Below are 23,952 nucleotides of genomic sequence, written 5' to 3'. Positions count from 1 at the left end.
GCAATATGGGATATTGGTATGGGCAAATTGCCGACAGTTCGAAAGGACGTTTCATGGCTGACGTGAACCGGGGCGACCGCCCGCTTTCCCCCCATCTGCAAATCTATAAATGGCCGCTCAACATGGCGATGTCGATCCTGCACCGCATCACCGGGGCAGGGCTTGGCGTGACCGGCGTGCTGGTCACCTGGTGGTTTCTCGCGCTGGCGACCTCGCCCGAGTATTTCGAAACCGCGAACGCGGTCATGACCTCGTGGTTCGGCGACCTCGCGCTGTTTCTGTCGCTGATCGCGATCTGGTTTCACTACGTCAACGGCATCCGCCACCTGGTCTGGGACACCGGATCGTCGTTCGGCAAGAAGCGGGTGCGGCAGTCGGGCATCATCGGCCTGATCTCGGCGGCGATCCTTGTAGTTATCACCATCGTCGTCGCGTGAGGGAGGACAGCATGAGCTACATCACCAACCGCAAGCGCGCTGAAGGTCTCGGGTCGGCCAAGGCCGGCACCCAGCATTTCTGGCATCAGCGCGTCACCGCGATCGCGCTTCTGTTCCTCGTTCCGATGTTCATCTTTCCGTTCGCCTACAATCTCGGTGACGGCTACGACGCGGTGCGCGCGGCCTATGCCCATCCGATCAACGCCATCGTCGCGATCGCCTTTCTGGCGACCGCCTGGCTGCACTTCTTCCAGGGCATCCAGGTGGTGATCGAGGATTACGTGCATGGCCGGATGGAACTGGTGCTGATCATCGCGATGCGGCTTCTGGCCGCCCTGTTCGCGCTGGTCGGCGTCTTTGCCATCCTGAAGATCGCGCTTGGCGCCTGAGGAAAGATACATGGCTGAATATCAATACGAGACGCATGAATATGACGTGGTGGTTGTGGGCGCCGGCGGTGCCGGGCTGCGCGCCACGCTGGGGATGGCCGAACAGGGGCTGAAAACGGCCTGTGTGACCAAGGTGTTCCCGACCCGCTCGCACACCGTGGCGGCGCAGGGCGGCATTGCGGCCAGTCTGTCCAACATGGGGCAGGACCACTGGCAATGGCACATGTACGACACCGTCAAGGGGTCCGACTGGCTGGGCGATACCGACGCGATGGAATACCTCGCACGCGAGGCGCCCAAGGCGGTTTACGAGCTTGAGCATTACGGCGTGCCGTTCTCACGCACCGAAGAGGGCAAGATCTATCAGCGCCCGTTCGGCGGCCACACCACCGAGTTCGGTGAAGGCCCGCCGGTGCAGCGCACCTGCGCCGCCGCCGACCGCACCGGCCACGCGATCCTGCACACGCTTTACGGCCAGTCGCTGAAGCATAACGCGGAATTCTACATCGAATATTTCGCCATCGACCTGATCATGTCCGACGACGGCGTCTGCCAGGGCGTGGTGTGCTGGAAGCTCGACGATGGCACCATCCACGTGTTCTCCGCCAAGATGGTGGTGCTGGCGACCGGCGGCTATGGCCGGGCCTATTTCTCGGCCACCTCGGCGCATACCTGCACCGGCGACGGTGGCGGCATGGTGGCGCGGGCTGGGTTGCCGCTGCAGGACATGGAGTTCGTGCAGTTCCACCCCACTGGCATCTACGGCGCCGGCTGCCTGATCACCGAGGGCGCGCGCGGCGAGGGCGGATACCTGACCAACTCCGAGGGCGAGCGGTTCATGGAGCGCTATGCGCCCACCTACAAGGATCTGGCGCCGCGCGACTATGTCAGCCGCTCGATGACGATGGAAATCCGCGAAGGCCGCGGTGTCGGGGCCGAGGGCGACCATATCCACCTGAACCTCAGCCACTTGCCCGCCGAGGCGCTGGCCGAGCGTCTGCCGGGGATCTCGGAAAGCGCCAAGATCTTCGCTGGCGTCGACGTGACCAAGGAGCCGATCCCGGTGCTGCCGACCGTGCATTACAACATGGGCGGCATCCCCACGAACTACTGGGGCGAGGCACTGAACCCGACCAAGGACGACCCGAACGCCACGGTGCCGGGCCTGATGGCGGTGGGCGAAGCGGGCTGCGCCAGCGTGCACGGCGCCAACCGCCTGGGGTCGAACAGCCTGATCGACCTGGTGGTGTTCGGCCGGGCAGCGGCGATCCGCGCCAGCGAAGTGGTCGATCCGGCCACGGCCAACCCCGAACCCAACAAGGCCTCCATCGACAAGGCGCTGGACCGTTTCGACGGGCTGCGCCACGCGCAGGGGGGTGTGCCGACCGCCGAGTTGCGGCTGGAGATGCAAAAGACCATGCAGGCCGACGCCGCCGTGTTCCGCACCTCCAAGACGCTGGCCGAAGGGGTCGAGAAGATGACGAAGATCGCCGCCAAGCTGGGCGATCTGCATGTCACCGACCGGTCGATGATCTGGAACACCGACCTGATGGAGACGCTGGAGCTGACCAACCTGATGCCCAACGCGCTGGCCACCATCGTCGGCGCCGAGGCGCGCAAGGAGAGCCGCGGGGCGCATGCCCACGAGGACTTCACCGAGCGTGACGACAAGAAATGGCGCAAGCACACCATCGCCCGGGTCGACGGCACCAAGGTCAAGCTCGACTACCGCCCGGTGGTTGTCGACCCGCTGACCACCGAAGCCGAAGGCGGCATATCCCTCAAGAAAATCGCGCCGAAAGCGCGGACGTTCTAAGGAGGACGACATGGTTCAACTCAGGCTCCCCAAGAACTCGCGCATCCGCACCGGCAAGACATGGCCCAAGCCCACGGGTGCCACCAATGTGCGCAAGTTCCTGATCTACCGTTACAATCCCGATGACGGGCAGAACCCGCGTGTCGATACCTATTTCGTCGACATGGACACCTGCGGGCCGATGGTTCTGGACGCGCTGATCAAGATCAAGACCGAGATCGACCCGACCCTGACCTTCCGCCGGTCCTGCCGCGAGGGCATCTGCGGTTCGTGCTCGATGAACATAGACGGGCAGAACCACCTCGCCTGCATCTACGGCATGGACGAGATCAAGGGCGACGTGAAGATCTATCCGCTGCCGCACATGCCCGTGGTCAAGGACCTGGTGCCGGATCTGACGCATTTCTATGCCCAGCACGCCTCGATCAAGCCGTGGCTTCAGACTGAGACCAACGCGCCGGCGAAGGAATGGCGGCAGTCGATCGCGGATCGCAAGAAGCTCGACGGGCTTTATGAATGCGTGATGTGCGCCTGCTGCTCGGCCTCCTGCCCAAGCTACTGGTGGAACCCCGACCGTTACCTGGGCCCGGCGGCGCTGCTGCATGCCAACCGCTGGATCGTGGACTCGCGCGACGAGGCGACCGGCGAACGGTTGGACGATCTGGAAGATCCGTTCAAGCTCTATCGCTGCCACACCATCATGAACTGCACCCAGACCTGCCCCAAGGGCCTGAACCCGGCGCGCGCGATTGCGGAGATCAAGAAGATGATGGTCGAGCGGACGATCTGATCCGATGGCGGCGGAAAGCCTCGGCCATGCCCTGCTGCTCGCCACGATCGCCGGTGCGACGATCCCGCTGGGCGGCTGGCTGGCCGGTTTTCCACGCCTCGTCCCGCGCTGGATAGAGGCCGAGTTTCGCCACAGCGTGATCGCCTTCGGCGGCGGCGCGCTGTTGGCCGCCGTGGCCTTGGTGCTGATCCCGGAAGGTGCCGAACGGGTGCATCCGGGCGTCGCGCTGGCGTTGTTCGCCGCAGGCGGCATTGTCTTCCTGCTGATCGACCGCGCGATTGCACAGAGGGGAGGGCACGGCGCGCAATTCATGGCGATGATGCTGGATTTCCTGCCCGAAAGCCTCGCGCTGGGGGCGCTCCTGGCGGGTGCGCCGCATGTCGCGGTGCTGCTGGCGATCCTGATCGGGCTGCAGAACCTGCCCGAGGGCTTCAATGCGTTTCGCGAGATTTCCGAAAGCGGCACGATGTCCCGCCGCCGCATCCTGGCGCTGTTCGTGGCAACCGCCGCGCTTGGCCCGGTGATGGCGGTCGTCGGGCTGGTCGCGCTGCAGGACGGGCAGGCCGTCTTGGGCGGCATCATGCTGTTTGCCGCCGGGGGCATCCTCTACCTGATCTTCCAGGACATCGCCCCGCAAGTGCCACTCGAACGCCATTGGGGGCCGCCACTGGGCGCGGTCGCGGGGTTTCTGCTGGGGTTCGCGGGCGATCTGGCGGTGGGATGAGGCGGGGCTATTCCCGCGCCCGAAGCACCTGCGCCGGGCGGGCCGCCAGCGGCCGCCACGCGAAGGCCAGCCCGGCGATCAGCGTCGCCAGCACGCCGCCGGTCACGATCATCAGGGCCGAGGGCAGGTTGAAGACGAAATCGGTCTCCATCACGAAATGCGACACCGCCCAGCCAGCCAGACCGCCGGCAAAGACCGCGACAACCCCCGCCGCCGCACCGAGGATGGCCGAGCGCAGGGCGAAGTTGGCCAGCACGGTGCGCCGCGCCGCACCCAGCGTTTTCAGCACTGCCGCCTCATAGGTGCGCGCGCGTTCGCCCGCTGCCGCCGCCCCGATCAGGACCACGCCGCCGGTCACCAGCGTCACCAGCGCGCCGTAGGTGATGGCGGCGACGACCTGGCCCATCAGGTCGGTCACCTGCCCGATGGCATCACGCACCGAGATGACCGTGATATTGGGGTTGGCGCGCGACAGGTCGCGCAGCAGCGCCGGTTCGGCCTCGGGTTCTGCGTAAACGGTGGCGATCCAGCTATGCGGCGCACCGGCAAGTGCGGCGGGGTCCATCGCGATGGTGAACCCCATGCCGGCGGTGGTGAAATCGACCTCGCGGAAACTGGCGATCGTGCCGGTGATCTCGCGCCCGAGGATGTTGACTGCCATCGTGTCGCCGAGCTTCAAGCCGATCTCATGTGCCTCATTGGCGGAAAAGCTGATGAGCGGGTCGCCGGTGTAGTCAACGGGCCACCATTCGCCTTCGGTCAGTTTGGTACGTTCCGGCAGGCTGTCGGAATAGGTCACGCCCCGGTCGCCGCGCAGCGCCCAGTGATTGCCGCCGACCTCGGATGCCGGGCGGCCGTTGATCTTGGTGATGACGCCGCGCAGCATTGGCGCCGCATCCATCCGGGTCACGCCGGGGTCGGTGGTGACACGTTCGCGCACCGCGTCGATCTGGTCGGACTGGATGTCGAGCACGAAAAAACTTGGCGCGATGGCGGGAAGTTCGCGGGCGATGGCACCGCGCAGGTTGGTGTCGATCTGCCCGACGGCGGCCAGGACCGACAGGCCAAGGCCCAGCGACAGCACCACCGAAGCGGCCTCGTTGCCCGGCCCGCCGACCGAGGCCAGCGCCATGCGCAGCGTTGGCCGCCCGCGCAACACCCTGGCGCGGGCAAGGCGGCGCGACAACCGGCGCACGGCGATGCCGGCCACGACCAGCATGAGGAAGGCCGCGAAGATGCCCGCCGCCGCCCAGAGCGCCAGCGCCGCGACCGCCGCGAACCACGCCGCAAGACCGACCAGCGCGGCCAGCAGGACGGCGGTGGCGGTCAGGTAGCGCGGCGCGGGCCAGGGGCGGGTGGCGGTGACACCATCGCGAAACAGGGCCGCAGCGCGCACGTCCTCGGTGCGGGCCAGCGGCCAGAGCGTGAAGAGTGCTGCGGCGATCAGGCCATAGAGCGCGGCCTGGGCCAGCGGTGCGGGATAGAGCCCGATCCGGGCGGGAACAGGCAGGGCGTTCGCGATCAACGGGCCGAATGCGATGGGCAGCGCCGCGCCCAGCGCGAGGCCGAGGACGATGCCGAGCAGCGTCAGCGCGCCGATCTGCATCGCGTAGCTGAGGAATATGGTGCGCGAGGTCGCGCCGAGGGTCTTGAGCGTGGCGATTGTCGCGGTTTTCTCGTCGAGATAGGCGCGCACCGCCGCCGAGATGCCGACGCCACCGACCGCCAGCCCGGCAAGCCCGACCAGCACCAGAAAGCTGCCCAACCGCTCGACCGCCTGACTGATCCCCGGAGCACCCTTGCGCGAATCGCGCCAGCGCGGGCCGGAACCTTCCAGCCGGGTTTTCACCGCCTGTTCGGTCGCATCCAGATCGGTGCCGGGCGGCAGGCGCAGGCGGTACTCGGCATCAAACAAGGTGCCTTCGCGGATCAGTCCCGAGGCCGCCAGCGCCTCGGTGCGCACCAGCGTGCGCGGGCCAAAGCCGAAACCGGCGGTGGCGTTGTCGGGTTCGTGTTCCAGTGCCGCGGTCAGGATGAAGCTCTGATCGCCCAGCGTGAAAATGTCGCCGATGGTCAGGTCCAGCCGGGCGATCAGCAGCGGGTCCATCACCGCGCCGGGCGTGCCCCCCTGCCCGTCCAGCGCCCGATCCAGCGGCATGTCTGGCGACAGAACCGGCGCGCCGTAGAGCGGCCAGTTGTCATCCACCGCCTTGACCTGCGTCAGCGCCCGGTCGGAGCCATCCGGCAGTTGCGCCATCGAGCGAAAGTCGATCACTTCGGACACCGCATCGGCCAGCCCGTCGAAGAAGGCGCGCTCGTCGTCGCTGGCGCGCCGATAGGTCAGTTCGATCGCCGCATCGCCGCCCAGAATCTCGGCCCCCTGCGCTGCCAGACCGGCCTCGATCGCGGTGCGCACGCTGCCGACCGCCGCGATGGCCGCGACGCCCAGCGCGAGGCAGGCGAGGAAGATGCGAAAGCCCTTGAGGCCACCGCGCAATTCGCGCCGGGCGATGCGGGCTGCGACGGACAAGCTCATGCGTCCAGCCGCCCGTCGGTCAGGTGCAGGATGCGGTCGCAGCGCTCGGCCAGTTCCGGCGCATGGGTGACCAGCACCAGGGTCGCGCCGTGTCGGTCGCGCAGCCCGAAAAGCAGGTCCATGATCGCCTGTCCGGTGGTGCCGTCGAGGTTGCCGGTGGGCTCATCCGCCAGCAGGATCTCGGGCCGGGTGACGGCGGCACGCGCCAGTGCCACGCGCTGCTGTTCGCCGCCGGACAGTTGCGCCGGATAGTGATCCTTGCGGGTGCCCAGCCCCATCGCGTCCAGTTCTTCCGCCGCGCGTTCGAAGGCGTCGCTTGCGCCCGCCAGTTCCAGCGGGGTTGCAACGTTTTCCAGCGCCGTCATGGTGGGGATGAGGTGGAAAGACTGGAACACGACCCCCATATGATCGCGGCGGAAGCGGGCAAGATCGTCCTCGCCCATCGCACCCAGATCGCGGCCCAGCGCGGTGACACTGCCACCGGTGGCGCGTTCCAGCCCGCCCATGAGCATGAGGAGGCTTGACTTGCCCGACCCCGACGGCCCCGTAAGCCCCAGCGTCTCACCGCGTTCAACGTCCAGCGAGATGCCGCGCAGGATCTCGACCGGCCCGGCATTGCCCATGAGCGACAGGCGGACATCGTCGAGCGCGAGGATCGTATCGGTCATGGGCGGGGCTTTCTTTTCGATTGTGTCATCAGCATCTAGGCGGTTTGGGCGTCTATCCAAGACGGCTGCGGCAATCAGTTTGCTGGCGTTGCCGGTGATGGCCGAGCCGGTGACGCTGCTGGCCTTTGGCGACAGCCTTACCCAAGGCTACGGGCTGGACCCCGAGGATGGATTTGTTTCGCAACTGGAAAGCTGGCTCGAGGCGGAAGGGGCGGAGGTCGAGGTGATCAACGGCGGCGTCTCGGGCGACACCACGGCGGGCGGTGCGGCGCGGATCGCGTGGTCGCTGACCGACGACATCGACGCGGTGATCGTGGCGCTTGGCGGCAATGACCTGTTGCGCGGCATCGACCCGGCCGAGACGCACGCCAACCTCGACACCATCCTGACGGTGATCGGTGAGGCCGGGTTGCCGGCGCTTCTGGTCGGGATGGAGGCGACGGGAAATTTCGGCACCAGCTACAAGGACGAGTTCGACCGGCTCTATGGGGAATTGGCCGAGGCGCATGGCGTCGGCTACTTTCCGCAATTCCTGCAAGGGCTGGTGGAACTCGACGATCGGGCGCAGGCGTTGCGCGACTATCTGCAAGACGACGGAATTCATCCGAATGCCGAGGGCGTAACGCTGATCGTGGACCGGATGGGGCCGGCGGTGCTGGACCTCATCAACCGGGCGTCCGGAATGTGAGCGAGGCCCAGGCCGAATGCCACACCGGTCCGGCTTTCGGGTCATCATTGCCGGTGTCTTCCATCACCACCGCATCGACAAGGTAGTCCGTCGCCGGGGCGACCGGCAGGATCACCTCGCCGGTGTCGTCGGTGCGGTGATAGGTGATCGTGACCGCGCCTGCAGCATCGCGGGCGAAGAGTTCCACCTGCGCGTCGCCGCGCGGCGCGCCCTGATAGAGCACACGCACCGGAAAGCCGCCTGACGGATCATCAGTATAGGGATTGGCCAGCGCCACGATCTCGGTCAGCAACCCGACCTCGGCATCCGCCCCCTGCCCGTCACCCACCGCCACCAGCGCCTTGGCATAGCGCGTGTAGGCCTCGCGGAACTCAAGCTCCGGCAGCCCGCGCGCGGCATGGCGTGCCAGAACGTCGCCCAGATCCTTGTGGGCCACGAAGCCCTCGAACAGGGCGCGAGTTGCGTATTGCAGGGTCAGGGGGGCGGTCTGGTGCACGATCACTGCCAGCCCTTCGCCCGCCAGCGCCATGTCCATCGCGGGAATGTCACCCAGGCGGCCCTCGACAGGGATCGTGGTTTCCCCCATCCTGACCTCGAAGCGTTCAAAACGTTGGGGAAAATAGCTCTGCGCCGTGCCCACGAACTCCGACCCGACGCGCAGATCGGCGATGACGGGGCCGCCGGGGGCGACCTGAAATGCCTTCGGCGCGATCCAGAATTCATGCGCGGCGGCGGGCGCGGCAAGGCCAAGGCTGGCGGCGAGGGCAAGGAGAAGACGCATGGGCCATCCTGAAGCTGCGGGCGGCGCGAGCCTGTCACAGGTGCGCCGCCTGTCAAGGCTGGCCCGGAGGGTTGCCGCCTTTGTGATCCTGCTGGGCGCCTTCGCACGGGGTGCACTGGCGCACGAGGTGAACCCGGCGATTGCCGATGTGACGGTCACGCCGGAGCGGGTCGAAATCGTCGCCACCGTGCCTGCGGAGGCGTGGCTGGCCGGGGTCGATCTGTCGTCGGTCACCGACACCAACGCCTCGCCGCGCGCAGAGGACTACGACAAGTTGCGGGCGCTGCCGCCGGATGAGGTTGAGGCGCTGGTTCAGGCGGAATGGAACCGGCTGGCGACGGGGTTTCGTATTGCGGTCGGCGACACCGCGCTTGTCCCGGCGCTCGTCACGGCAAGCGTGGCCGACGCAGAGGACGCCAGCCTGCCGCGCCAGACCCGGCTTGTCGTGGTGGCTGACCTTCCACCCGATGACACGCCGGTCACGGTCGGCTGGGTGGCGCATTACGGCCCGCTGATCCTGCGCCAGCAAGGGGCGGTGCTGGCCGAGGGGGAAGACCCCTATTCGGCCTTTCTCGATGGCGGCGCGATCTCGGCGCCGATGCCCCGGACAGGTGCGGCGCAGGAAACCGCGCTGGCGAGTTTCGCGAAGTATGTCTGGACCGGGTTTCAGCACATCCTGCCCAAGGGGCTCGACCATATCCTGTTCGTGCTGGGGCTGTTCTTCTTTTCGCTCAAGCTGCGCCCGCTGCTCTATCAGGTCACCGCCTTTACCGCCGCGCATACGCTGACACTGGCGCTGGCGACGTTGGGCATCGTCTCGGTGCCCGCCGGCATCGTCGAACCGCTGATCGCCTTGTCGATTGCCTATGTCGCGGTCGAGAACATCTTTCACCGAAGGATCAGCCGCTTGCGGGTGGCGGTGGTGTTCGGTTTCGGGCTGCTGCACGGGCTGGGGTTTGCCTCGGTGCTGGGCGATATCGGCCTAAGCCCCGGTCATTTCCTGGCCAGCCTGATCGCCTTCAACATCGGCGTGGAACTTGGGCAACTCACCATCATCCTCGTGGCCTTCCTGTCGGTCGGCCTATGGTTCGGGCAAAAGCCCTGGTATCGCGCGCGCATCGCGGTGCCCGCCTCGGCGGGCATCGCGGTGATGGGGGTGTGGTGGTTTGTCGAGCGGACGTTTCTCTGACGCTCAGTCCTCGGGCGGCGCGTCGTCGTAACGGTCGGTCAGGATGCGGCGGGCATCGCCCTCGGGGTCGTCATACTGGCTGGATTTCAGCGTCCAGAAAAAGAACGCCAGCCCCAGACCGCCCAAGAGCAGCGACACCGGGATGAGATAGACCAAGACGTTCATGTCCGCCCCCTCAGCCGCAGCGCATTGAGTGACACCGTGATCGACGAGAACGACATCGCCAGTGCTGCGGCCAGCGGCGTGGCGAAGCCCAGAAGTGCCACCGGAATCGCCACCGCGTTATAGGCGGCGGCGATGCCGAAGTTTTCCTTGATCCGGCGCGTGGCCGCGCGCGCCAGCTTGACCGATCCGCCAAGCGGCGCCAGTGTCTGGCCCAGCAGCACGATGTCGGACACCACCCGCGTTGCCTCGAGCGCCGAGGCGGGCGAGATCGAGACGTGAGCGGCGGCAAGGGCGGCGGTGTCGTTCAATCCGTCACCGACCATCAGCACCTTGTGGCCCGCGTCGCGCAGCCCCTCGATCACCGCCACCTTGTCCTCGGGCAGCATCCCGGCGCGGGCGTCCTCGATGCCCAGCCGGTCGGCAATGTCAGCCACGGCGGCGGGCACGTCGCCGGAGATCAGCGTCACCGGCAGACCCTGCGCCTTCAATGCGGCGACCGCTTCGGCGGCGCCGTCGCGCAGGGCGTCGTGGAAGGTGAACGCCTGCGCCGGGGCATCACCGATCCTGAGCCAGGTAGCGGTCTTGTCCAGCGGGGTCGCCCCCAGCCACTCGGCGCGGCCAAGACGCACGGTCTGGCCCTGCCAATCCGCCTCGATCCCGTGGCCCGGCACTTCGCGGACCTTGCCGATCCGGGCGGCCCGAATGCCGGCCTCGGCCCCGGTCTGGGCGATCGCCTGGGCCAGAGGATGCGACGAGCCTTGGGCCAGCGCCTGCGCCACCTCAAGCTCGCGCTTGCCGAAATCGCCCCGGTTCTCGACTTCCGGCTTGCCCTCGGTCAGCGTGCCGGTCTTGTCGAACACAACGTGATCGACCTCGGCCAGCCGCTCCATCGCGGTGGCGGACTTGAGCAGCATCCCCTGCCGGAACATCCGCCCCGACGCGGCGGTGGTGACGGCGGGCACGGCGAGGCCCAGCGCGCAGGGGCAGGTGATGATCAGGACCGCCACGGCGATGTTGAGCGAAAGGCGCACATCGCCGCCGGAAATCCAGAGCCAGACCAGGAAGGCCACCGCCGCCAGCAGGTGCACGGCGGGGGCATAGATCCGCGCCGCCCGGTCGGCCAGCGAGGTGTAGCGGTTGCGCGAGGTCTCGGCGATGGCGACAAGGTCGGCCATGCGGTGCAGCGCGGTGTCCTGACCCGCCGCCGAGACGCGCAGCGTCAGCGGGCCGGTCAGGTTGACCTCACCGGCAGAGACCATCGCGCCGGGACCGGCAAAGGCGGGCAGGCTTTCGCCGGTCAGGAGCGAGCGGTCGATCTCGCTCTCGCCCTCCTCGACCATGCCGTCGACCGGCACCCGCGCGCCGGGCACGACGCGCACCAGGTCACCGACCGCAATCTTGCTGACCGCCACGACCTCTTCGCCTCCGTCCACAGTCAGGCGATGGGCGCGCGGCACCTCGAGCGCGGTCAGTTCCTCGGCGGCAGAGCGCGCCACGGCACGGGTGCGGTGATCGAGAAAGCGGCCCGCGAGCAGGAAGAAGGTGAGCGACAGCGCGGCGTCGAAATAGGCGTGTTCCCCGGAATGCGCGGTCTCGTAAACCGACATGCCGGCGGCCAGCAGGATCGCCAGCGAGATCGGCACATCCATGTTGAGCCGCCCGACGCGCAGCGCGGCCCATGCGTTCTTGAAAAAGGGCTGGGCCGAGAACGCGATGATCGGAAGGGCGATACCGGCAGACACCCAGTGGAACAGGTCGCGGGTGGCGTCCGACGCCCCCGACCAGACCGCGACCGACAGGAGCATGACGTTCATCATGCCAAACCCTGCCACACCCATGCGCATCATCAGGTCGCGCGAGCGCCGCTCGGTGGTGGTCGAGGACAGCGCACCGGCGTCGAGTTCATAGGCTTCGAACCCGATGCTGCCGAGGTAGTCGGCGAGTGCCTTGGGCTCGATGTCGGCGTCGGCTTCGACGGTGGCGCGTTTCAGGGTCAGGTTGACCCGCGCCGAGCGCACGCCGGGCCGGGTCGCCAGCCCCTGCTCGACCGCGACGATGCAGGCGGCGCAGTGCGCCGTGGGCAGCGACAGCATGATCTTGCGCGCCTCCCGCCCGTTGCCGCGATACCCCGCGCCGGACTGAAGTTCAGCCAGCGGTGCGGCGGCACAGGCCGGGCAGGCGGACATCGACGTGGTCACGGCTCATCCCTCGGTCAGGCGCAGGATCAGTCGTTGCCGGAACAGGGTGCCGTCGGTGGCCCTGGCCTCGAGCCGGACTTCCCATTTGCCCGGCGCGAGCGGTTCGATCTCGGCGACATGGGCACCGCTGGGGGCGCGGGTGAAGGTCAGGGGCTGATCGTGCTGGCGTTCGGTGGTCCGGCCGACCAGGCCGCCGATTTCGGCAACGGCGGCGGGCAGACCGTCCGCGTCCGTGATCTCGACGCGCAGCGTGTCGCCACTGGCCGAGGCCAGCGCGTTCCAGCCCAACGCCTCCTGCGCGGCGCGATCCTCGTCGAAGGTCTGGCTAGCGACGTAGGAATTGGCAACCTCCAGACCCGGAAAGGTGCTGATCGAGGAATAGGCCATGAACAGGTTGACGCCGATGATCACCGAGAACGCGGAGACCGCGATGATCAAGACCTTGCGTCCGGTCAGTTCCTTGCCCGGTGCGGTGCCCTCAGTCATTGTCATTGTCCCCTGCCGTTAAAGACGGTGTCGCGCGCGGCGCGGTCGCCGGAGGCTTCATCCTCGACCCAGATGCGAATGTCGGTGCGATCCGACGTCGCCGCCTCGGAGCCGGCGGGCGCGGTCACATAGACGCGCACCTTGGCCTCGGCATCTGCCGGAGCCAGTAGCACAAGATCGTCCCGTCCTTCCAGCGCGATCGACAGCGGGCTGTCCTCGGGCAACGAGAACGTGAACGCGCGCTCATCGCCGTGCATGTTGCGCACGCCGACCTCGTAGGTGTTGCGGATGGCCCCGTCCGACAGCGTGACATAGGTGGGATTGCGCACCGGGTGCAGGGTGACCTGCATGTCGGGCCGCACGAACAGCGCCACCGTCAGGCCGACGCCCACCGCCGCCCAGAGCACGGTATAGAGAATGGTGCGGGGGCGCAGGATGTGCTTGCTGACGTGGGTCACCGTCTGGCCGGCGCGTTCGCTGGCCTCATCCTTCAGCGCCATGTAGTCGATCAGCCCGCGCGGCTTGCCGACCTTGTCCATCATCTCGTTGCAGGCGTCGATGCACAGGCCGCAGGTGATGCAGGCCATCTGCTGGCCATCGCGGATGTCGATGCCCATCGGGCAGACGTTGACGCAGGCCATGCAGTCGATGCAATCGCCCAGCTTGTCGGCATCGGGGCCCTTGCGGTGCTTGCCGCGCGGCTCGCCGCGCCATTCGCGATAGCCGATGGTGATGGTGTCCTCGTCCATCATCGCGGCCTGGATACGCGGCCAGGGACAGGCATAGATGCAGATCTGTTCGCGGGCGAAGCCGCCGAAAAAGAAGGTGGTGAAGGTCAGGATCGCGATGGTGGTATAAGCGATCGGATGCGCCTGGAAGCGCACCAGATCGGCCAGCAGCGACGGCGCGTCGGTGAAGTAGAACACCCAGGCCCCGCCTGTCGCCAGCGCGATCAGCAGCCAGATCGCCCATTTGGTGAGCCGCAGCCGCACCTTGCGCGCGTCCCACTTGGCCTTCCACAGGCGCACACGGGCGTTGCGGTCGCCCTCGATCCAGCGTTCGACGATGACGAACAGGTCGGTCCAGACCGTCTGTGGGCAGGCATAGCCGCACCATACCCGGCCCAGCGCCGAGGTGAACAGGAACAGCCCCAGCCCGGCCATGATCAGCAGGCCGGCGATGAAATAGAATTCGTGCGGCCAGATCTCGATCCAGAAAAAGAAAAAGCGCCGGTTGGCGAGGTCGACCAGCACCGCCTGATCGGGCAGGTTCGGCCCCCGGTCCCAGCGGATCCAAGGAGTCAGGTAGTAGATACCCAGCGTGATGCCCATGATCCACCACTTGAGCGAGCGAAACAGGCCTTTCACCTGTTTGGGAAAGACGGGTTCGCGCGCCGCGTAGAGCTTGTCCGGGGCGTGGGGGGAATCGGCTGGCATTACGGAATCCAATCCTGGCCTTCTCGTTGAACTTCCTTTTAAGATTCGCCTTTTACGCCAGCATTGACATGGATCAATGGGTCGCACCCCGGCCCGCGGGCCGCATCCGGAAAAATTTTTTCCTGTATCTCAGATACAAGTTTCCCTTGTTTTCTTGACCTTCCGAGCACCCGCGCGCGTCTCGCACGACGGCCAATGTCCTTGTGCCACTTGCGTCTGCGACATTCTGACACGACACTAAGGCACCGACCCCGGAGAAACGCGCGAACAGGACAGGCGGTCGGTGGTCCCCAAGACGTCCTGTGTTTCACCGCCCGCCCCCATATCGGCGGGCGGTTCTTTTTTCCGAGTCCGGGATTCAGGAAAAAGGCCGGGGTTTCCCCCGGCCCTGAATTAGGTGGCACCGACCCCGGAGAAACGCGCGAACAGGATCTGGGATCGGTGCCTTGTCCGGGGAGTGAGGCCCCGGAACCTCGGTCGCTGGCCGGCTACTCGCCGCCGCCCAGCTGGTGAACATAGGCCGCCACGGCCTTGACTTCCGCTTCGTCCAGTCGCGAACCCCATGCCGGCATCACACCGAAAGGGCCGTTGCGGACGCTGGCTTCGATCTCTGCCTGGTCCGAGCCGTAAAGCCAGATGGCGTCGGTCAGGTTGGGTGCGCCCTGCGCCCGGTCGCCCGTGCCGTCTTCCATGTGGCAGGACGCGCAGTTGTCAGCAAACACCGTCTCGCCCTCCGCTGCAAGGGTCATGTCGGCGGCATCCCTGGTGACCGGCGAAAGCGACATCACATAGGCGACCACCTGCGAGATTTCCTCGTCGCTGAGATAGTCGTCGCCAAAGGCGGGCATCTCGGAATAGCGGGCGTCGTCGTCTTCGAGGTTCCGGATGCCGTGGCGAATCGAATAGGCGATGTCCTCGATCTCGCCACCCCAGATCCAGTCGTTGTCGAGCAGGTTGGGATAGCCCTTGGCCCCCGCGGCGCCCGAGCCGTGACATTGCGAACAGAAGGTCGCGAAGGTGGCGCGGCCGGACTGGATCGCGAAGTTGTAGACCTCGGTGTCGTCGGCCAGCGTCGTCAGGTCGGCAGAGGCAAGCTGGGCGCGCACTTCGGCGTTCATCTCGGCGAAGCGGTCGATCTCTTCCTGAACGTTGGCACGCGTGGAAAAGCCGATCAGACCGGGCGTCGCCTTGGTGATCATCGGCCACGCCGGGTAGGCGATGAAATAGCCGATCCCCCAGACGATCGTGGCGTAGAAGACCCAGAGCCACCAGCGCGGCAGGGGATTGTTGAACTCCTGGATGCCGTCCCACTCGTGGCCGGTGGTCTGCACCTCGTCCTTTTCTTTATCTTTGCTCATTGCCGGGCCTCCTTCAGATGAGCGCCGGGGGTGTCCCCGTCACCGGCAGGTTTGTCTTCGTGGCGGAACGGGATGTCGGCGGTGTCCTGGTGGATCTTGCGGCTGCCGGGACGAAACACCCAGGCCACGACCGCAAGGAAGAACAGGAACATGGCCAGGAGCACCCAGCTATCCGCGATTTCGCGAAAGACCGAATAGGTGTCCGTCATCTTCGCCTCCTTTACCGGCTCTCGTCGGGCGTGAAGGTCGAGAAATCGACCAGCGTTCCGAGCATCTGCATGTAGGCGATCAGCGCGTCCATCTCGGTCAGTTCGGGCTGACCGTCGAAGTTGCGGACCTGCGCGCCGGGATAACGCTCGACCACGCCGTCGGGGTCCGAATCTCCGTAGACGACGCCATCGGGATCGGCCTGCGAGCGGAAGTCCTGCACCGCCAGTTCGACCTGTTCATCGGTGTATGGCACTCCCACAAACCGGTTGGTGCGCACCATGTCCTCGATATACTTGCCGTCGATCACATTGTTCATCAGGAAGGCGTATTTCGGCATCACCGATTCCGGCACCACGCTTTGCGGGTCCATCATGTGGTCGACATGCCATTCGTCCGAATAGCGGCCGCCGACGCGGGCCAGGTCCGGCCCGGTCCGCTTGGAGCCCCATTGGAACGGATGGTCATACATCGACTCGGCCGCCAGCGAGTAGTGCCCGTATCGTTCCACCTCGTCGCGCATCGGCCGGATCATCTGGCTGTGGCAGACATAGCAGCCCTCGCGGACATAGATGTTGCGTCCCTCCAGCTCGAGCGGAGAGTAGGGGCGCATGCCGTCGACTTCCTCGATCGTGTTCTCGAGATAGAACAGCGGCGCGATCTCGACGATGCCACCGATGCTCACCACCAGCAGCGAGAAGATCAGGAGCAGCGTCGCGTTGCGCTCGAGGATGGCGTGTTTTTCGATAAGTGCCATTGGTCCGGCCCTCCTTATTCAGCCGGAGCCGCGGCAGCGGTGGGTTGCGCCAGGGGCGCCCGCTTGACGGTCATCCAAAGGTTGTAAGCCATGATCAGCGAACCGGTGAGGAACAGAAGTCCACCCGTGCCGCGAACCACATACATCGGGAACTTGGCAGCCACGGTGTCGGCGAACGAGTTCACAAGGAAGCCCTGGGCGTCGACTTCACGCCACATCAGACCTTCCATGATGCCCGTCACCCACATCGACGCGGCGTAGAGCACGATGCCGATGGTGGCGAGCCAGAAGTGCCAGCTGACCAGCCGGAGCGAATAGAGCCCGGCCTTGCCCCAGAGTTTGGGGAACAGGAAGTAGAGCATCCCGAAGGTGATCATGCCGTTCCAGCCCAGCGCACCGGAGTGCACGTGGCCGATGGTCCAGTCGGTGTAGTGGCTGAGCGAGTTGACCGCGCGGATCGACATCATCGGCCCTTCGAAGGTCGACATGCCGTAAAAGCCGACCGAGACCACCATCATGCGAATCACCGGGTCGGTGCGCAGCTTGTCCCAGGCGCCCGACAGGGTCATCAGGCCGTTGATCATGCCGCCCCACGAGGGCATCCACAGGATCACCGAGAACACCATGCCCAGCGTCGAGGCCCAGTCGGGCAGCGCGGTGTAGTGCAAGTGGTGCGGACCGGCCCAGATATAGAGGAAGATCAGCGCCCAGAAGTGGATGATCGACAGCTTGTAGCTGAACACCGGGCGTTCGGCCTGTTTCGGCACGAAGTAATACATCATGCCCAGGAAACCCGCGGTGAGGAAGAAGCCGACGGCGTTATGGCCATACCACCACTGCGTCATCGCATCCTGCACACCGGCAAAGACCTGCACCGACTTGGAGCCGAAGATCGAGACCGGGACCGACAGGTTGTTGACCACGTGCAGCATGGCGATGGTGATGATGAAGGACAGGAAAAACCAGTTGGCCACGTAGATGTGCGGCTCTTTGCGCTTCATCAGCGTGCCCATGTAGAGGATCAGGTAGCCGACCCAGACGATGGTCAGCCAGATGTCCACATACCACTCGGGCTCGGCGTATTCCTTGGACTGGGTCGAGCCGAACAGGTAGCCGGTCGCGGCCAGCAGGATCACGATCTGGTAGCCCCAGAACACGAACCAGGCCAGCCCGTCGTTCCACAGACGCGCGCCCGAGGTGCGTTGCACCACGTAGAAGGACGAGGTGATCAGCGCGGTGCCGCCGAAGGCGAAGATCACCGCGGAGGTGTGCAGGGGACGCAGGCGCCCGAAGTTCATGTAGCCCTGGGCCCACTCGTAGTTGAGCTCGGGAAAGGCGAGGACAAAGGCGATCCAGGTTCCGACGAGGAACCCGGTCACACCCCAGACGACTGTCAGGATCACCCCGACCCGGATCGGTCCATCCAGATAGCCCGCTCTATCGGCGGTGCCGCCGCCCATCCGCCGAAGCGTGAAGATGAACAGGCCGGCGGCTATCAGCGCCACCAGCACCGCGTGCAACAGGTAGGCGAGATCGCGGGCTTCGCCGGCGGCATACAATGCCAGCACCGCGATCAGCCCGTAAATCACCAGTTTGAGGTAATCCCACATTTTGCGTCCCTTTGTCTTGCTCGGTCGTTCCCGGCGCCGATTACATGACGAACGTCATTTTGGCACGGAGACTCTCTTTGACTGGACGGGAAATGGCGCTTTCGCAACGACAAAACCTTGATCCATGTCAATTTGACGCTGGCCTTGCGAACAACTGGGGCGATTGACCCAAATCAAAGCGAAAGGGTCGGGGAAGCGGCAGTCTCGGCGATACGCCCGGCGAACGGGCGCGACCGAAAAAGCGAGGAATCACGATGGCTTTTAGGACGATCACGACTGTCCTGACGGATCCTAAAATCAATGCCGCTTCGATGAAGGCGGCGATCGAGATCGCCCGGCGTGAAGAGGCACATCTCGAAGTCCTCTGCCTTGGGCTCGACCGGACACAGCCCGGTTTCTACTATGCCGGCGCCAACGCGATGGTGGTGCAGGACAATCTGACGCAGGCCCGCAATGATTCCGAACAGCTCGAGGCCACGGCGCGCGACATGCTGGCCGGGTCCGACTTCAACTGGTCCGCGACAGGGTTGGCGGCGCAGATGGTGGCGCTGAACGGGCTGATCGCGCATCGGACCAGGTTTTCCGACCTCGTCGTGCTGCCCCGCCCCTACGGCCCCGGGCGCGGCCACGATACCGAGGCGATCGTCGAGGCGGCGATGTTCAACGGCGACGTGCCGGTTCTGATCCAGCCCGACGACACCGAGTATCCCGACACCGTTCGCAACGTGCTGGTGGCCTGGAACGAAAGCGCCGAGGCCCTGCGCGCGGTCAAGATGGCGCTGCCGATCCTGCGGCGTGCCGAGAACGTCAACATCACCATCGTCGACCCGCCGCAGCATGGCCCCGAACGCTCGGACCCCGGCGGCGGGCTAAGCCAGATGCTCAGCCGGCACGGGGTGCGGGCCGAGGTTTCGGTGCTGTCCAAGACCATGCCGCGGATTTGCGACATCCTGACCCGCCACGCCCGCGACATCGACGCCGATCTTTTGGTGATGGGCGCCTACGGGCATTCGCGCTTTCGCGAATCGATCCTGGGCGGGGCGACGCGCAACATGCTGGAACTCGCGGAAATACCGGTGTTCATGGCGCATTGACGCTGGTCGGGGAAAACACGGTTCGGCCGGGGCCCGGCGCTCCGGCCGGGTCGGTTCAGGCCCTCACGCTTTCGTCGAAATCGTCGCCGGTTTCGGCCAGCAAGGCGTCGAGCGACGGCACGACGACCCGCCGCTTGCCATCAAGCTCGATGATCCCGCCCTTGCGCAGGGCCGATATCTGCCGACTCACGGTTTCGAGTGTCAGGCCGAGGTAGTCCGCCATCGATTCGCGCGTCAGCGGCAGTTCGAACACCATGCCGTCCCTGGCCGAGAGCTGTTTCAACGCGGCATCGCGCCGGGCGATGATCGCCAGCAGGCTCGCGATCTTTTCCCGCGCGGTCTTGCGACCCAGCACCAGCATCCACTCACGCGCCGAATCAAGCTCGTCCAGCGTCATTTCCAGAAGCCGCGCGGCAATGCGCGGCGTCGTGGTCATCAGCCCCTCGAACGGGCGCTTGCGAAAACAGCAGATCGTGAGGTCCGACACGGCCACGACATCGAACGGCGCCGAATCACGACCCGGCCGCCCGATGAAGTCCGCCGGCAGCAAAAGGCCCACCATCTGGGTGCGCCCATCCTCCATCGTCTGGCTTAGCGAGGCGATCCCGGTCACCACCGAGGCTACGAATTCCATGTGGTCGCCAGCCCAGATAACCGGCTGCCCGGCCTCGTAACTGCGGTAATACTTGATATCTTCAAGCTGCGTCAGTTCGTCGGGTTCACATCGCGAACAAACCGCCTGATGCTTGATCGGGCAGTTCCAACACGTCTTGGCGTCGAGAGGCATATCCATGCTGTGTCGGATTTTCTTTGATCCTGATCAATGTTAAGCGCGTCTTCCACGCTAGAGGGTAGTCGAATGAAATCACTCGCGCAACTTCGCGGTCTCGGGCTCTTTGACGCACGAGTGCCGCGCTATACCAGTTACCCGACCGCGCCGCACTTCAAAACCGAGGTGGGAAACGACACGGTAACCCCCTGGATCAAGGCGATTCCGGCGGGCGGGTCGGTGTCGGTCTATGTGCATGTGCCGTTCTGCCGCCGTCTGTGCTGGTTCTGCGCCTGCCGCACCCAGGGCACCGCCACCGCCGAGCCGGTCGCGGCCTATGTCGAAACGCTGAAGCAGGAGCTTGCGCTGGTGAAGCCGCTGCTCGCGCCCGGCGTGGAAATCGAGCACCTGCATTTCGGCGGAGGAACGCCGACGCTCTTGCAGCCTGAGATGATTTCGGACCTCACGGCGGCGATCTTCGACATGGCGCCGCTGGCCGAGGACGCTCAGTTTTCCGTCGAGATCGACCCGACCGAGGTCGACGAGGCGCGCATCGCCGCCTTTGCCGATGCCGGGCTGACCCGCGCCTCGATCGGGGTGCAGGACTTCGACCCGATGATCCAGGAGACCATCGGGCGGCCGCAAAGCTATGAAATCACCCGCGACGCGGTCGAGGCGCTGCGCGCGCGCGGCATCCGGTCGCTGAACGTCGATCTGCTTTATGGCCTGCCGCACCAGACCAAGGCGCGAATCACCGATTCGGTGAATAAGGTCATCTCGCTCGGCCCTGACCGAATCGCGCTGTTCGGTTATGCCCATGTGCCCTGGGTATCGAAGCGGCAGAAGCTGATCCCGACCGACGCCCTGCCCTCGCCGGAAGATCGGCTGGACCTGTTCAACACCGCCACCGAGCTTTTCACCGGCGCAGGCTATGCGGTGATCGGCATCGACCATTTCGCCAAGCCCGAGGACGGGCTGGAGATCGCACACCAGGCGGGCACGATGCAGCGCAACTTCCAGGGCTACACCGAGGACAAGTCCAAGGTGCTGATCGGTTTCGGCGCCTCGTCGATCTCGCGCTATCCGCAGGGTTTTGCGCAAAACGAACCGGCCACGGCGAAATACCAGGGCCGGGTGCGCGCGGGCGAACTGGCAATTGCCAAGGGTCACGCCTATGCCGGCGAAGACACCCTGCGCGCGCGGATCATCGAGAAACTGCTGTGCGATTTTCGCGCCGACCTGAACGCCATCGCCGCCGAACACGGCGTCGCGGCGGACACGGCCATCGCCATGGTCGACGGGCTGGACGCCGCCTTGCCCGGCACCACGACGCTGGAAGGCGGGGTTCTGACCATCCGCGACGATTCGCACGTGCTCGCCCGCCTCATCGCCCGGCATTTCGACGCCTACGAGATGTCGGCGGCCGGCCACAGCCAGGCGGTTTGAGCCGGGCCATGGGGTTCATAGACACGGCGCGCGGCATTCTGGGTGAGGCGCATGTCCTGACCGGGCCTGACGCATCCGGCTATGGCCGCGATTTCATGGGCAAGTATGTCGCGGCACCGCTCTGCGTGCTGCGGCCCGGTTCGACCGCCGAGGTCTCGACGCTGCTGGCCGCCGCCAATGACAGCCGCACGCCCATCGTGCCGATCTCCGGCAACACCGGCCTATCCGGCGGCACCTATGCCGAGGGGGCCGCGATGCTTTCGCTGGCGCGGATGAACCAGATCCGCGACATCCGCGAAGACGCGCGGATTGCCATTGTCGAGGCGGGCGTGGTTCTGTCGGTGCTGCATGAGGCGGTGCAGGCAAAGGGGCTGAATTTCCCGCTGACCTTCGGTGCGCGCGGCTCGGCGATGATCGGGGGCGCGCTGTCCACCAATGCCGGCGGTTCCAACGTGCTGCGCTATGGCAATGCCCGCGCGCTGTGTCTCGGGCTTGAGGTCGTGCTGGCCTCGGGCGAGGTGGTCGACCTGATGTCGGAACTGCACAAGGACAATTCCGGCTATGACCTGCGCGACCTGATGATCGGGGCCGAAGGCACATTGGGCGTGATCACCGCGGCTGTCCTCAAGCTCGTTCCCCTGCCCCGCGCCTATGCCACCGCGATGGTGGCGGTGCCGGCGTTGGGCGATGCGCTGGGTCTGCTCAATCGGCTTCAGGAGGCCACCGGGGGCATGGTCGAGGCCTTTGAATTCATGCCGGGCAGCTACATCGACGCCCATCTGGCCCATTTCCCCGATGCCCGCCCGCCCTTCGACGCGCGCCACGATATCAACCTGATGATCGAGATCGGCGCCACCGCGCCGCGCGACACGACGCCGGGGCCGGATGGCCGTGTGCCACTCGCCAGCCACCTCGAGGCGGTGCTGGAAGAAGAGCTTGCGGCCGGGCGCGTCCTAGATGCCGTGATCGCGCAGAACCAGGCGCAGCGGGCCGAGATGTGGGCGCGGCGCGAGGCGACCGCCGAGGTCTCGCTGGCGCGCGCGCCGCAGATCAACAACGACATCGCGGTGCCGCTGGACAAGGTCGAGACCTTCCTGGAGCGGATGCGGCAAATCCTGCCAACGGTCGACCCCGGCGCCGACGATACCTGCGTGGCCCACCTGGGCGATGGCAACATCCACTACATCGTCTATCCGTCGTCGGACGAGGCCGCATTGCAGGACCGGCTGATGGAGCGGGTTGAGGATGTGGTGGCCGAACTGGGCGGCTCGTTTTCAGCCGAACACGGGATCGGGCTGACGAAACTGCCGTCGATGCGGCGGCGCAAGAATGCCGCCGCGCTTCGGGCGATGCAGGCGATCAAGGCCGCGCTCGACCCCAACGGGATCATGAACCCGGGCAAGACGCTGCCCTGAACGCGGCGGGCCTATTTCCAGTCGAAGAATCCGTCCCCGGCCCGGGCAAGCAGGCGCGCGGCCATCGCGCGGCCCATCTCGGGGCCGTCCGCGACCGGGCCGCTGACATCGTCGGCCAATGCCTCGGAGCCATCGGTGCGCAGGATCTCGCCGCGCAGTCGCAGGGTGGTGCCATCCAGTTCGGCCAGCGCGGCAATCGGCGTTTCGCACGACCCGTCCAGCGCCGCGAGGAAGGCGCGTTCCGCCGCCAGCCGCTCGCCGGTCGGCACGTCATGGATCGCGGCCAGCAGTTTCGCGGTCGTCGCATCGTCCGCGCGGCGTTCAATCCCGATGGCGCCTTGTGCAACCGCCGACAGCATGTCCTCCGCCGCAACCGGCACCCGCGGCACCTCGGCCATCGCCAGCCGGTTGAGGCCCGCCATCGCCAGGAACGTCGCCTCGGCCACGCCATCGGCAAGTTTCCTCAACCGGGTCTGCACGTTGCCGCGAAACTCGACGACCTGGAGGTCGGGCCTGCGGTTCAGAAGCTGCGCCTTGCGGCGCAACGACGAGGTGCCGACCGTGGCGCCCTCGGGCAGGTCGTCGATCGAGCGGTATTTCAGCGACACGAAGGCATCCGCCGGGTCTTCGCGCGGCAGGTAGCAATCGAGCACCAGACCATCGGGTTGCTCGACCGGCATGTCCTTCATCGAATGCACCGCGATGTCGATTGCACCGGACAGCAGCGCATCCTCGATTTCCTTGGTGAACAGCCCCTTGTTGCCGATCTCCTTCAAGGGTCGGTCGGCAGCGATCAGCGCCGCGTCGTCGCCTGTGGTCTTGATCACCACCACCTCGAAGGCGGCCTCGGGCAGATCGAACGCGGCCATCAGCCGGGCGCGGGTTTCATGCGCCTGGGCTAGCGCCAGCGGAGAGCCGCGCGTGCCGATCTTGAGGGTCTTGGCGGGGGTGGGGAAATCCTGTGTCATGCCCCCCGTTTAATCGCGGCATAGT

At 66.0% G+C, this 23,952-nt stretch carries 23 protein-coding genes; 10 read left to right on the top strand and 13 right to left on the bottom strand.

What is annotated here, in order from left to right; translation table 11 throughout:
- Positions 1–53: 53 nt before the first annotated feature.
- The 5 genes from sdhC to FVF75_RS05110 are packed head-to-tail and all read left to right on the top strand — an operon-like array spanning position 54 to position 4,156.
- Positions 54–437 carry a succinate dehydrogenase, cytochrome b556 subunit gene (gene sdhC / locus FVF75_RS05130; RefSeq protein ID WP_148376877.1) on the top strand — a complete coding sequence of 128 codons (384 nt, stop codon included), beginning with the start codon at positions 54–56 and terminating at the stop codon, positions 435–437.
- Positions 438–448: 11 nt separating this feature from the next.
- Positions 449–826, top strand: coding sequence for a succinate dehydrogenase, hydrophobic membrane anchor protein (gene sdhD, locus FVF75_RS05125; RefSeq protein ID WP_148376875.1), 378 nt, complete (start codon positions 449–451; stop codon positions 824–826).
- Between the two features lie 10 nt (positions 827–836).
- Complete coding sequence (gene sdhA, locus FVF75_RS05120) at positions 837–2,642, top strand: succinate dehydrogenase flavoprotein subunit (protein ID WP_148376873.1); 1,806 nt, start codon at positions 837–839, stop codon at positions 2,640–2,642.
- 10 nt (positions 2,643–2,652) lie between these two features.
- A complete protein-coding gene (locus FVF75_RS05115) occupies positions 2,653–3,432 on the top strand; it encodes a succinate dehydrogenase iron-sulfur subunit (protein ID WP_148376870.1) in 780 nt (259 codons plus the stop codon).
- Between the two features lie 4 nt (positions 3,433–3,436).
- Complete coding sequence (locus FVF75_RS05110; RefSeq protein ID WP_148376867.1) at positions 3,437–4,156, top strand: ZIP family metal transporter; 720 nt, start codon at positions 3,437–3,439, stop codon at positions 4,154–4,156.
- 7 nt (positions 4,157–4,163) lie between these two features.
- On the opposite strand, the gene FVF75_RS05105 is transcribed toward FVF75_RS05110, so the two are convergent.
- The gene (locus FVF75_RS05105) at positions 4,164–6,692 is read right to left on the bottom strand and encodes an ABC transporter permease (protein ID WP_148376865.1); all 2,529 of its coding nucleotides are present in this window, start codon (positions 6,690–6,692) and stop codon (positions 4,164–4,166) included.
- Complete coding sequence (locus FVF75_RS05100; protein WP_148376863.1) at positions 6,689–7,360, bottom strand: ABC transporter ATP-binding protein; 672 nt, start codon at positions 7,358–7,360, stop codon at positions 6,689–6,691. The genes FVF75_RS05105 and FVF75_RS05100 overlap by 4 nt, the downstream gene beginning before the upstream one ends.
- A 79-nt stretch (positions 7,361–7,439) precedes the next feature.
- Between FVF75_RS05100 and FVF75_RS05095 the strand changes: the two genes are divergently transcribed.
- A complete protein-coding gene (locus tag FVF75_RS05095) occupies positions 7,440–8,048 on the top strand; it encodes an arylesterase (protein ID WP_246138002.1) in 609 nt (202 codons plus the stop codon).
- On the opposite strand, the gene FVF75_RS05090 is transcribed toward FVF75_RS05095, so the two are convergent.
- Positions 8,026–8,829: a DUF4198 domain-containing protein gene (locus tag FVF75_RS05090; protein WP_148376859.1), complete on the bottom strand. Its 804-nt coding sequence runs from the start codon at positions 8,827–8,829 to the stop codon at positions 8,026–8,028. The two genes, FVF75_RS05095 and FVF75_RS05090, sit on opposite strands and share 23 nt — an antisense overlap.
- Here FVF75_RS05090 and FVF75_RS05085 point away from each other — a divergent pair.
- Positions 8,828–10,018 carry a HupE/UreJ family protein gene (locus FVF75_RS05085; protein WP_148376857.1) on the top strand — a complete coding sequence of 397 codons (1,191 nt, stop codon included), beginning with the start codon at positions 8,828–8,830 and terminating at the stop codon, positions 10,016–10,018. The two genes, FVF75_RS05090 and FVF75_RS05085, sit on opposite strands and share 2 nt — an antisense overlap.
- 3 nt (positions 10,019–10,021) lie before the next feature.
- On the opposite strand, the gene ccoS is transcribed toward FVF75_RS05085, so the two are convergent.
- The 8 genes from ccoS to ccoN all read right to left on the bottom strand — a co-directional run bounded on the left by ccoS (position 10,022) and on the right by ccoN (position 18,235).
- Positions 10,022–10,183: a cbb3-type cytochrome oxidase assembly protein CcoS gene (gene ccoS, locus FVF75_RS05080; protein WP_148376855.1), complete on the bottom strand. Its 162-nt coding sequence runs from the start codon at positions 10,181–10,183 to the stop codon at positions 10,022–10,024.
- Positions 10,180–12,369, bottom strand: a complete 2,190-nt coding sequence (locus tag FVF75_RS05075; RefSeq protein WP_148377354.1) for a heavy metal translocating P-type ATPase — start codon at positions 12,367–12,369, stop codon at positions 10,180–10,182. The genes ccoS and FVF75_RS05075 overlap by 4 nt, the downstream gene beginning before the upstream one ends.
- 15 nt (positions 12,370–12,384) lie before the next feature.
- Entirely contained in the window at positions 12,385–12,873 is a 489-nt protein-coding gene (locus FVF75_RS05070; RefSeq protein ID WP_342779782.1) for a FixH family protein, read from the bottom strand.
- Positions 12,870–14,303: a cytochrome c oxidase accessory protein CcoG gene (gene ccoG, locus FVF75_RS05065; protein WP_148376853.1), complete on the bottom strand. Its 1,434-nt coding sequence runs from the start codon at positions 14,301–14,303 to the stop codon at positions 12,870–12,872. Before ccoG ends, FVF75_RS05070 begins: the two co-directional genes overlap by 4 nt.
- A 488-nt stretch (positions 14,304–14,791) precedes the next feature.
- Entirely contained in the window at positions 14,792–15,661 is an 870-nt protein-coding gene (ccoP, locus tag FVF75_RS05060; protein WP_148376851.1) for a cytochrome-c oxidase, cbb3-type subunit III, read from the bottom strand.
- On the bottom strand, positions 15,658–15,870 hold the full coding sequence (locus FVF75_RS05055; protein WP_148376849.1) for a cbb3-type cytochrome c oxidase subunit 3: 213 nt from the start codon (positions 15,868–15,870) through the stop codon (positions 15,658–15,660). The genes ccoP and FVF75_RS05055 overlap by 4 nt, the downstream gene beginning before the upstream one ends.
- A gap of 11 nt (positions 15,871–15,881) precedes the next feature.
- On the bottom strand, positions 15,882–16,625 hold the full coding sequence (ccoO, locus tag FVF75_RS05050) for a cytochrome-c oxidase, cbb3-type subunit II (RefSeq protein ID WP_148376847.1): 744 nt from the start codon (positions 16,623–16,625) through the stop codon (positions 15,882–15,884).
- A 14-nt stretch (positions 16,626–16,639) separates the two neighbouring features.
- Positions 16,640–18,235 carry a cytochrome-c oxidase, cbb3-type subunit I gene (gene ccoN / locus FVF75_RS05045; RefSeq protein ID WP_148376845.1) on the bottom strand — a complete coding sequence of 532 codons (1,596 nt, stop codon included), beginning with the start codon at positions 18,233–18,235 and terminating at the stop codon, positions 16,640–16,642.
- Between the two features lie 254 nt (positions 18,236–18,489).
- Between ccoN and FVF75_RS05040 the strand changes: the two genes are divergently transcribed.
- Positions 18,490–19,329, top strand: a complete 840-nt coding sequence (locus tag FVF75_RS05040) for a universal stress protein (RefSeq protein ID WP_148376843.1) — start codon at positions 18,490–18,492, stop codon at positions 19,327–19,329.
- A 55-nt stretch (positions 19,330–19,384) separates the two neighbouring features.
- Here FVF75_RS05040 and fnrL read toward each other — a convergent pair whose 3' ends face one another.
- On the bottom strand, positions 19,385–20,122 hold the full coding sequence (gene fnrL / locus FVF75_RS05035) for a transcriptional regulator FnrL (protein ID WP_148376841.1): 738 nt from the start codon (positions 20,120–20,122) through the stop codon (positions 19,385–19,387).
- Positions 20,123–20,188: 66 nt separating this feature from the next.
- Here fnrL and hemN point away from each other — a divergent pair, with 66 nt between their 5' ends.
- Together hemN and FVF75_RS05025 are read left to right on the top strand one after the other, a co-directional pair.
- Positions 20,189–21,544 (top strand): oxygen-independent coproporphyrinogen III oxidase, encoded by a 1,356-nt coding sequence (hemN, locus tag FVF75_RS05030; RefSeq protein ID WP_148376839.1) that lies wholly within the window; start codon positions 20,189–20,191, stop codon positions 21,542–21,544.
- 8 nt (positions 21,545–21,552) lie between these two features.
- Positions 21,553–22,959, top strand: coding sequence for an FAD-binding oxidoreductase (locus FVF75_RS05025; protein WP_148376838.1), 1,407 nt, complete (start codon positions 21,553–21,555; stop codon positions 22,957–22,959).
- Positions 22,960–22,970: 11 nt separating this feature from the next.
- Here the strand turns inward: FVF75_RS05025 and hemC are convergent, their stop codons facing one another.
- Positions 22,971–23,927: a hydroxymethylbilane synthase gene (gene hemC, locus FVF75_RS05020; RefSeq protein ID WP_148376836.1), complete on the bottom strand. Its 957-nt coding sequence runs from the start codon at positions 23,925–23,927 to the stop codon at positions 22,971–22,973.
- Positions 23,928–23,952 lie beyond the last annotated feature (25 nt).

The sequence above is a fragment of the Maritimibacter fusiformis genome (assembly GCF_008086115.1).
Lineage (GTDB): Bacteria > Pseudomonadota > Alphaproteobacteria > Rhodobacterales > Rhodobacteraceae > Muriiphilus > Muriiphilus fusiformis.
The sequence above is the reverse complement of the archived record's forward strand: the minus strand, read 5'-3'. Positions and strand labels throughout refer to the sequence as shown.

What these genes read in the sequence shown, in the direction of transcription:
- FVF75_RS05070 (WP_342779782.1), bottom strand. Translation starts at nt 12,873, where the DNA reads ATGACAATGACTGAGGGCACCGCACCGGGCAAGGAACTGACCGGACGC.
- FVF75_RS05085 (WP_148376857.1), top strand. Translation starts at nt 8,828, where the DNA reads ATGGGCCATCCTGAAGCTGCGGGCGGCGCGAGCCTGTCACAGGTGCGC.
- ccoS (WP_148376855.1), bottom strand. Translation starts at nt 10,183, where the DNA reads ATGAACGTCTTGGTCTATCTCATCCCGGTGTCGCTGCTCTTGGGCGGT.
- FVF75_RS05090 (WP_148376859.1), bottom strand. Translation starts at nt 8,829, where the DNA reads ATGCGTCTTCTCCTTGCCCTCGCCGCCAGCCTTGGCCTTGCCGCGCCC.
- FVF75_RS05110 (WP_148376867.1), top strand. Translation starts at nt 3,437, where the DNA reads ATGGCGGCGGAAAGCCTCGGCCATGCCCTGCTGCTCGCCACGATCGCC.
- FVF75_RS05105 (WP_148376865.1), bottom strand. Translation starts at nt 6,692, where the DNA reads ATGAGCTTGTCCGTCGCAGCCCGCATCGCCCGGCGCGAATTGCGCGGT.
- ccoN (WP_148376845.1), bottom strand. Translation starts at nt 18,235, where the DNA reads ATGTGGGATTACCTCAAACTGGTGATTTACGGGCTGATCGCGGTGCTG.
- ccoG (WP_148376853.1), bottom strand. Translation starts at nt 14,303, where the DNA reads ATGCCAGCCGATTCCCCCCACGCCCCGGACAAGCTCTACGCGGCGCGC.
- fnrL (WP_148376841.1), bottom strand. Translation starts at nt 20,122, where the DNA reads ATGGATATGCCTCTCGACGCCAAGACGTGTTGGAACTGCCCGATCAAG.
- FVF75_RS05075 (WP_148377354.1), bottom strand. Translation starts at nt 12,369, where the DNA reads ATGTCCGCCTGCCCGGCCTGTGCCGCCGCACCGCTGGCTGAACTTCAG.
- FVF75_RS05055 (WP_148376849.1), bottom strand. Translation starts at nt 15,870, where the DNA reads ATGACGGACACCTATTCGGTCTTTCGCGAAATCGCGGATAGCTGGGTG.
- hemN (WP_148376839.1), top strand. Translation starts at nt 20,189, where the DNA reads ATGAAATCACTCGCGCAACTTCGCGGTCTCGGGCTCTTTGACGCACGA.
- FVF75_RS05040 (WP_148376843.1), top strand. Translation starts at nt 18,490, where the DNA reads ATGGCTTTTAGGACGATCACGACTGTCCTGACGGATCCTAAAATCAAT.
- sdhA (WP_148376873.1), top strand. Translation starts at nt 837, where the DNA reads ATGGCTGAATATCAATACGAGACGCATGAATATGACGTGGTGGTTGTG.
- sdhD (WP_148376875.1), top strand. Translation starts at nt 449, where the DNA reads ATGAGCTACATCACCAACCGCAAGCGCGCTGAAGGTCTCGGGTCGGCC.
- sdhC (WP_148376877.1), top strand. Translation starts at nt 54, where the DNA reads ATGGCTGACGTGAACCGGGGCGACCGCCCGCTTTCCCCCCATCTGCAA.
- FVF75_RS05025 (WP_148376838.1), top strand. Translation starts at nt 21,553, where the DNA reads ATGGGGTTCATAGACACGGCGCGCGGCATTCTGGGTGAGGCGCATGTC.
- FVF75_RS05100 (WP_148376863.1), bottom strand. Translation starts at nt 7,360, where the DNA reads ATGACCGATACGATCCTCGCGCTCGACGATGTCCGCCTGTCGCTCATG.
- hemC (WP_148376836.1), bottom strand. Translation starts at nt 23,927, where the DNA reads ATGACACAGGATTTCCCCACCCCCGCCAAGACCCTCAAGATCGGCACG.
- ccoP (WP_148376851.1), bottom strand. Translation starts at nt 15,661, where the DNA reads ATGAGCAAAGATAAAGAAAAGGACGAGGTGCAGACCACCGGCCACGAG.
- FVF75_RS05115 (WP_148376870.1), top strand. Translation starts at nt 2,653, where the DNA reads ATGGTTCAACTCAGGCTCCCCAAGAACTCGCGCATCCGCACCGGCAAG.
- ccoO (WP_148376847.1), bottom strand. Translation starts at nt 16,625, where the DNA reads ATGGCACTTATCGAAAAACACGCCATCCTCGAGCGCAACGCGACGCTG.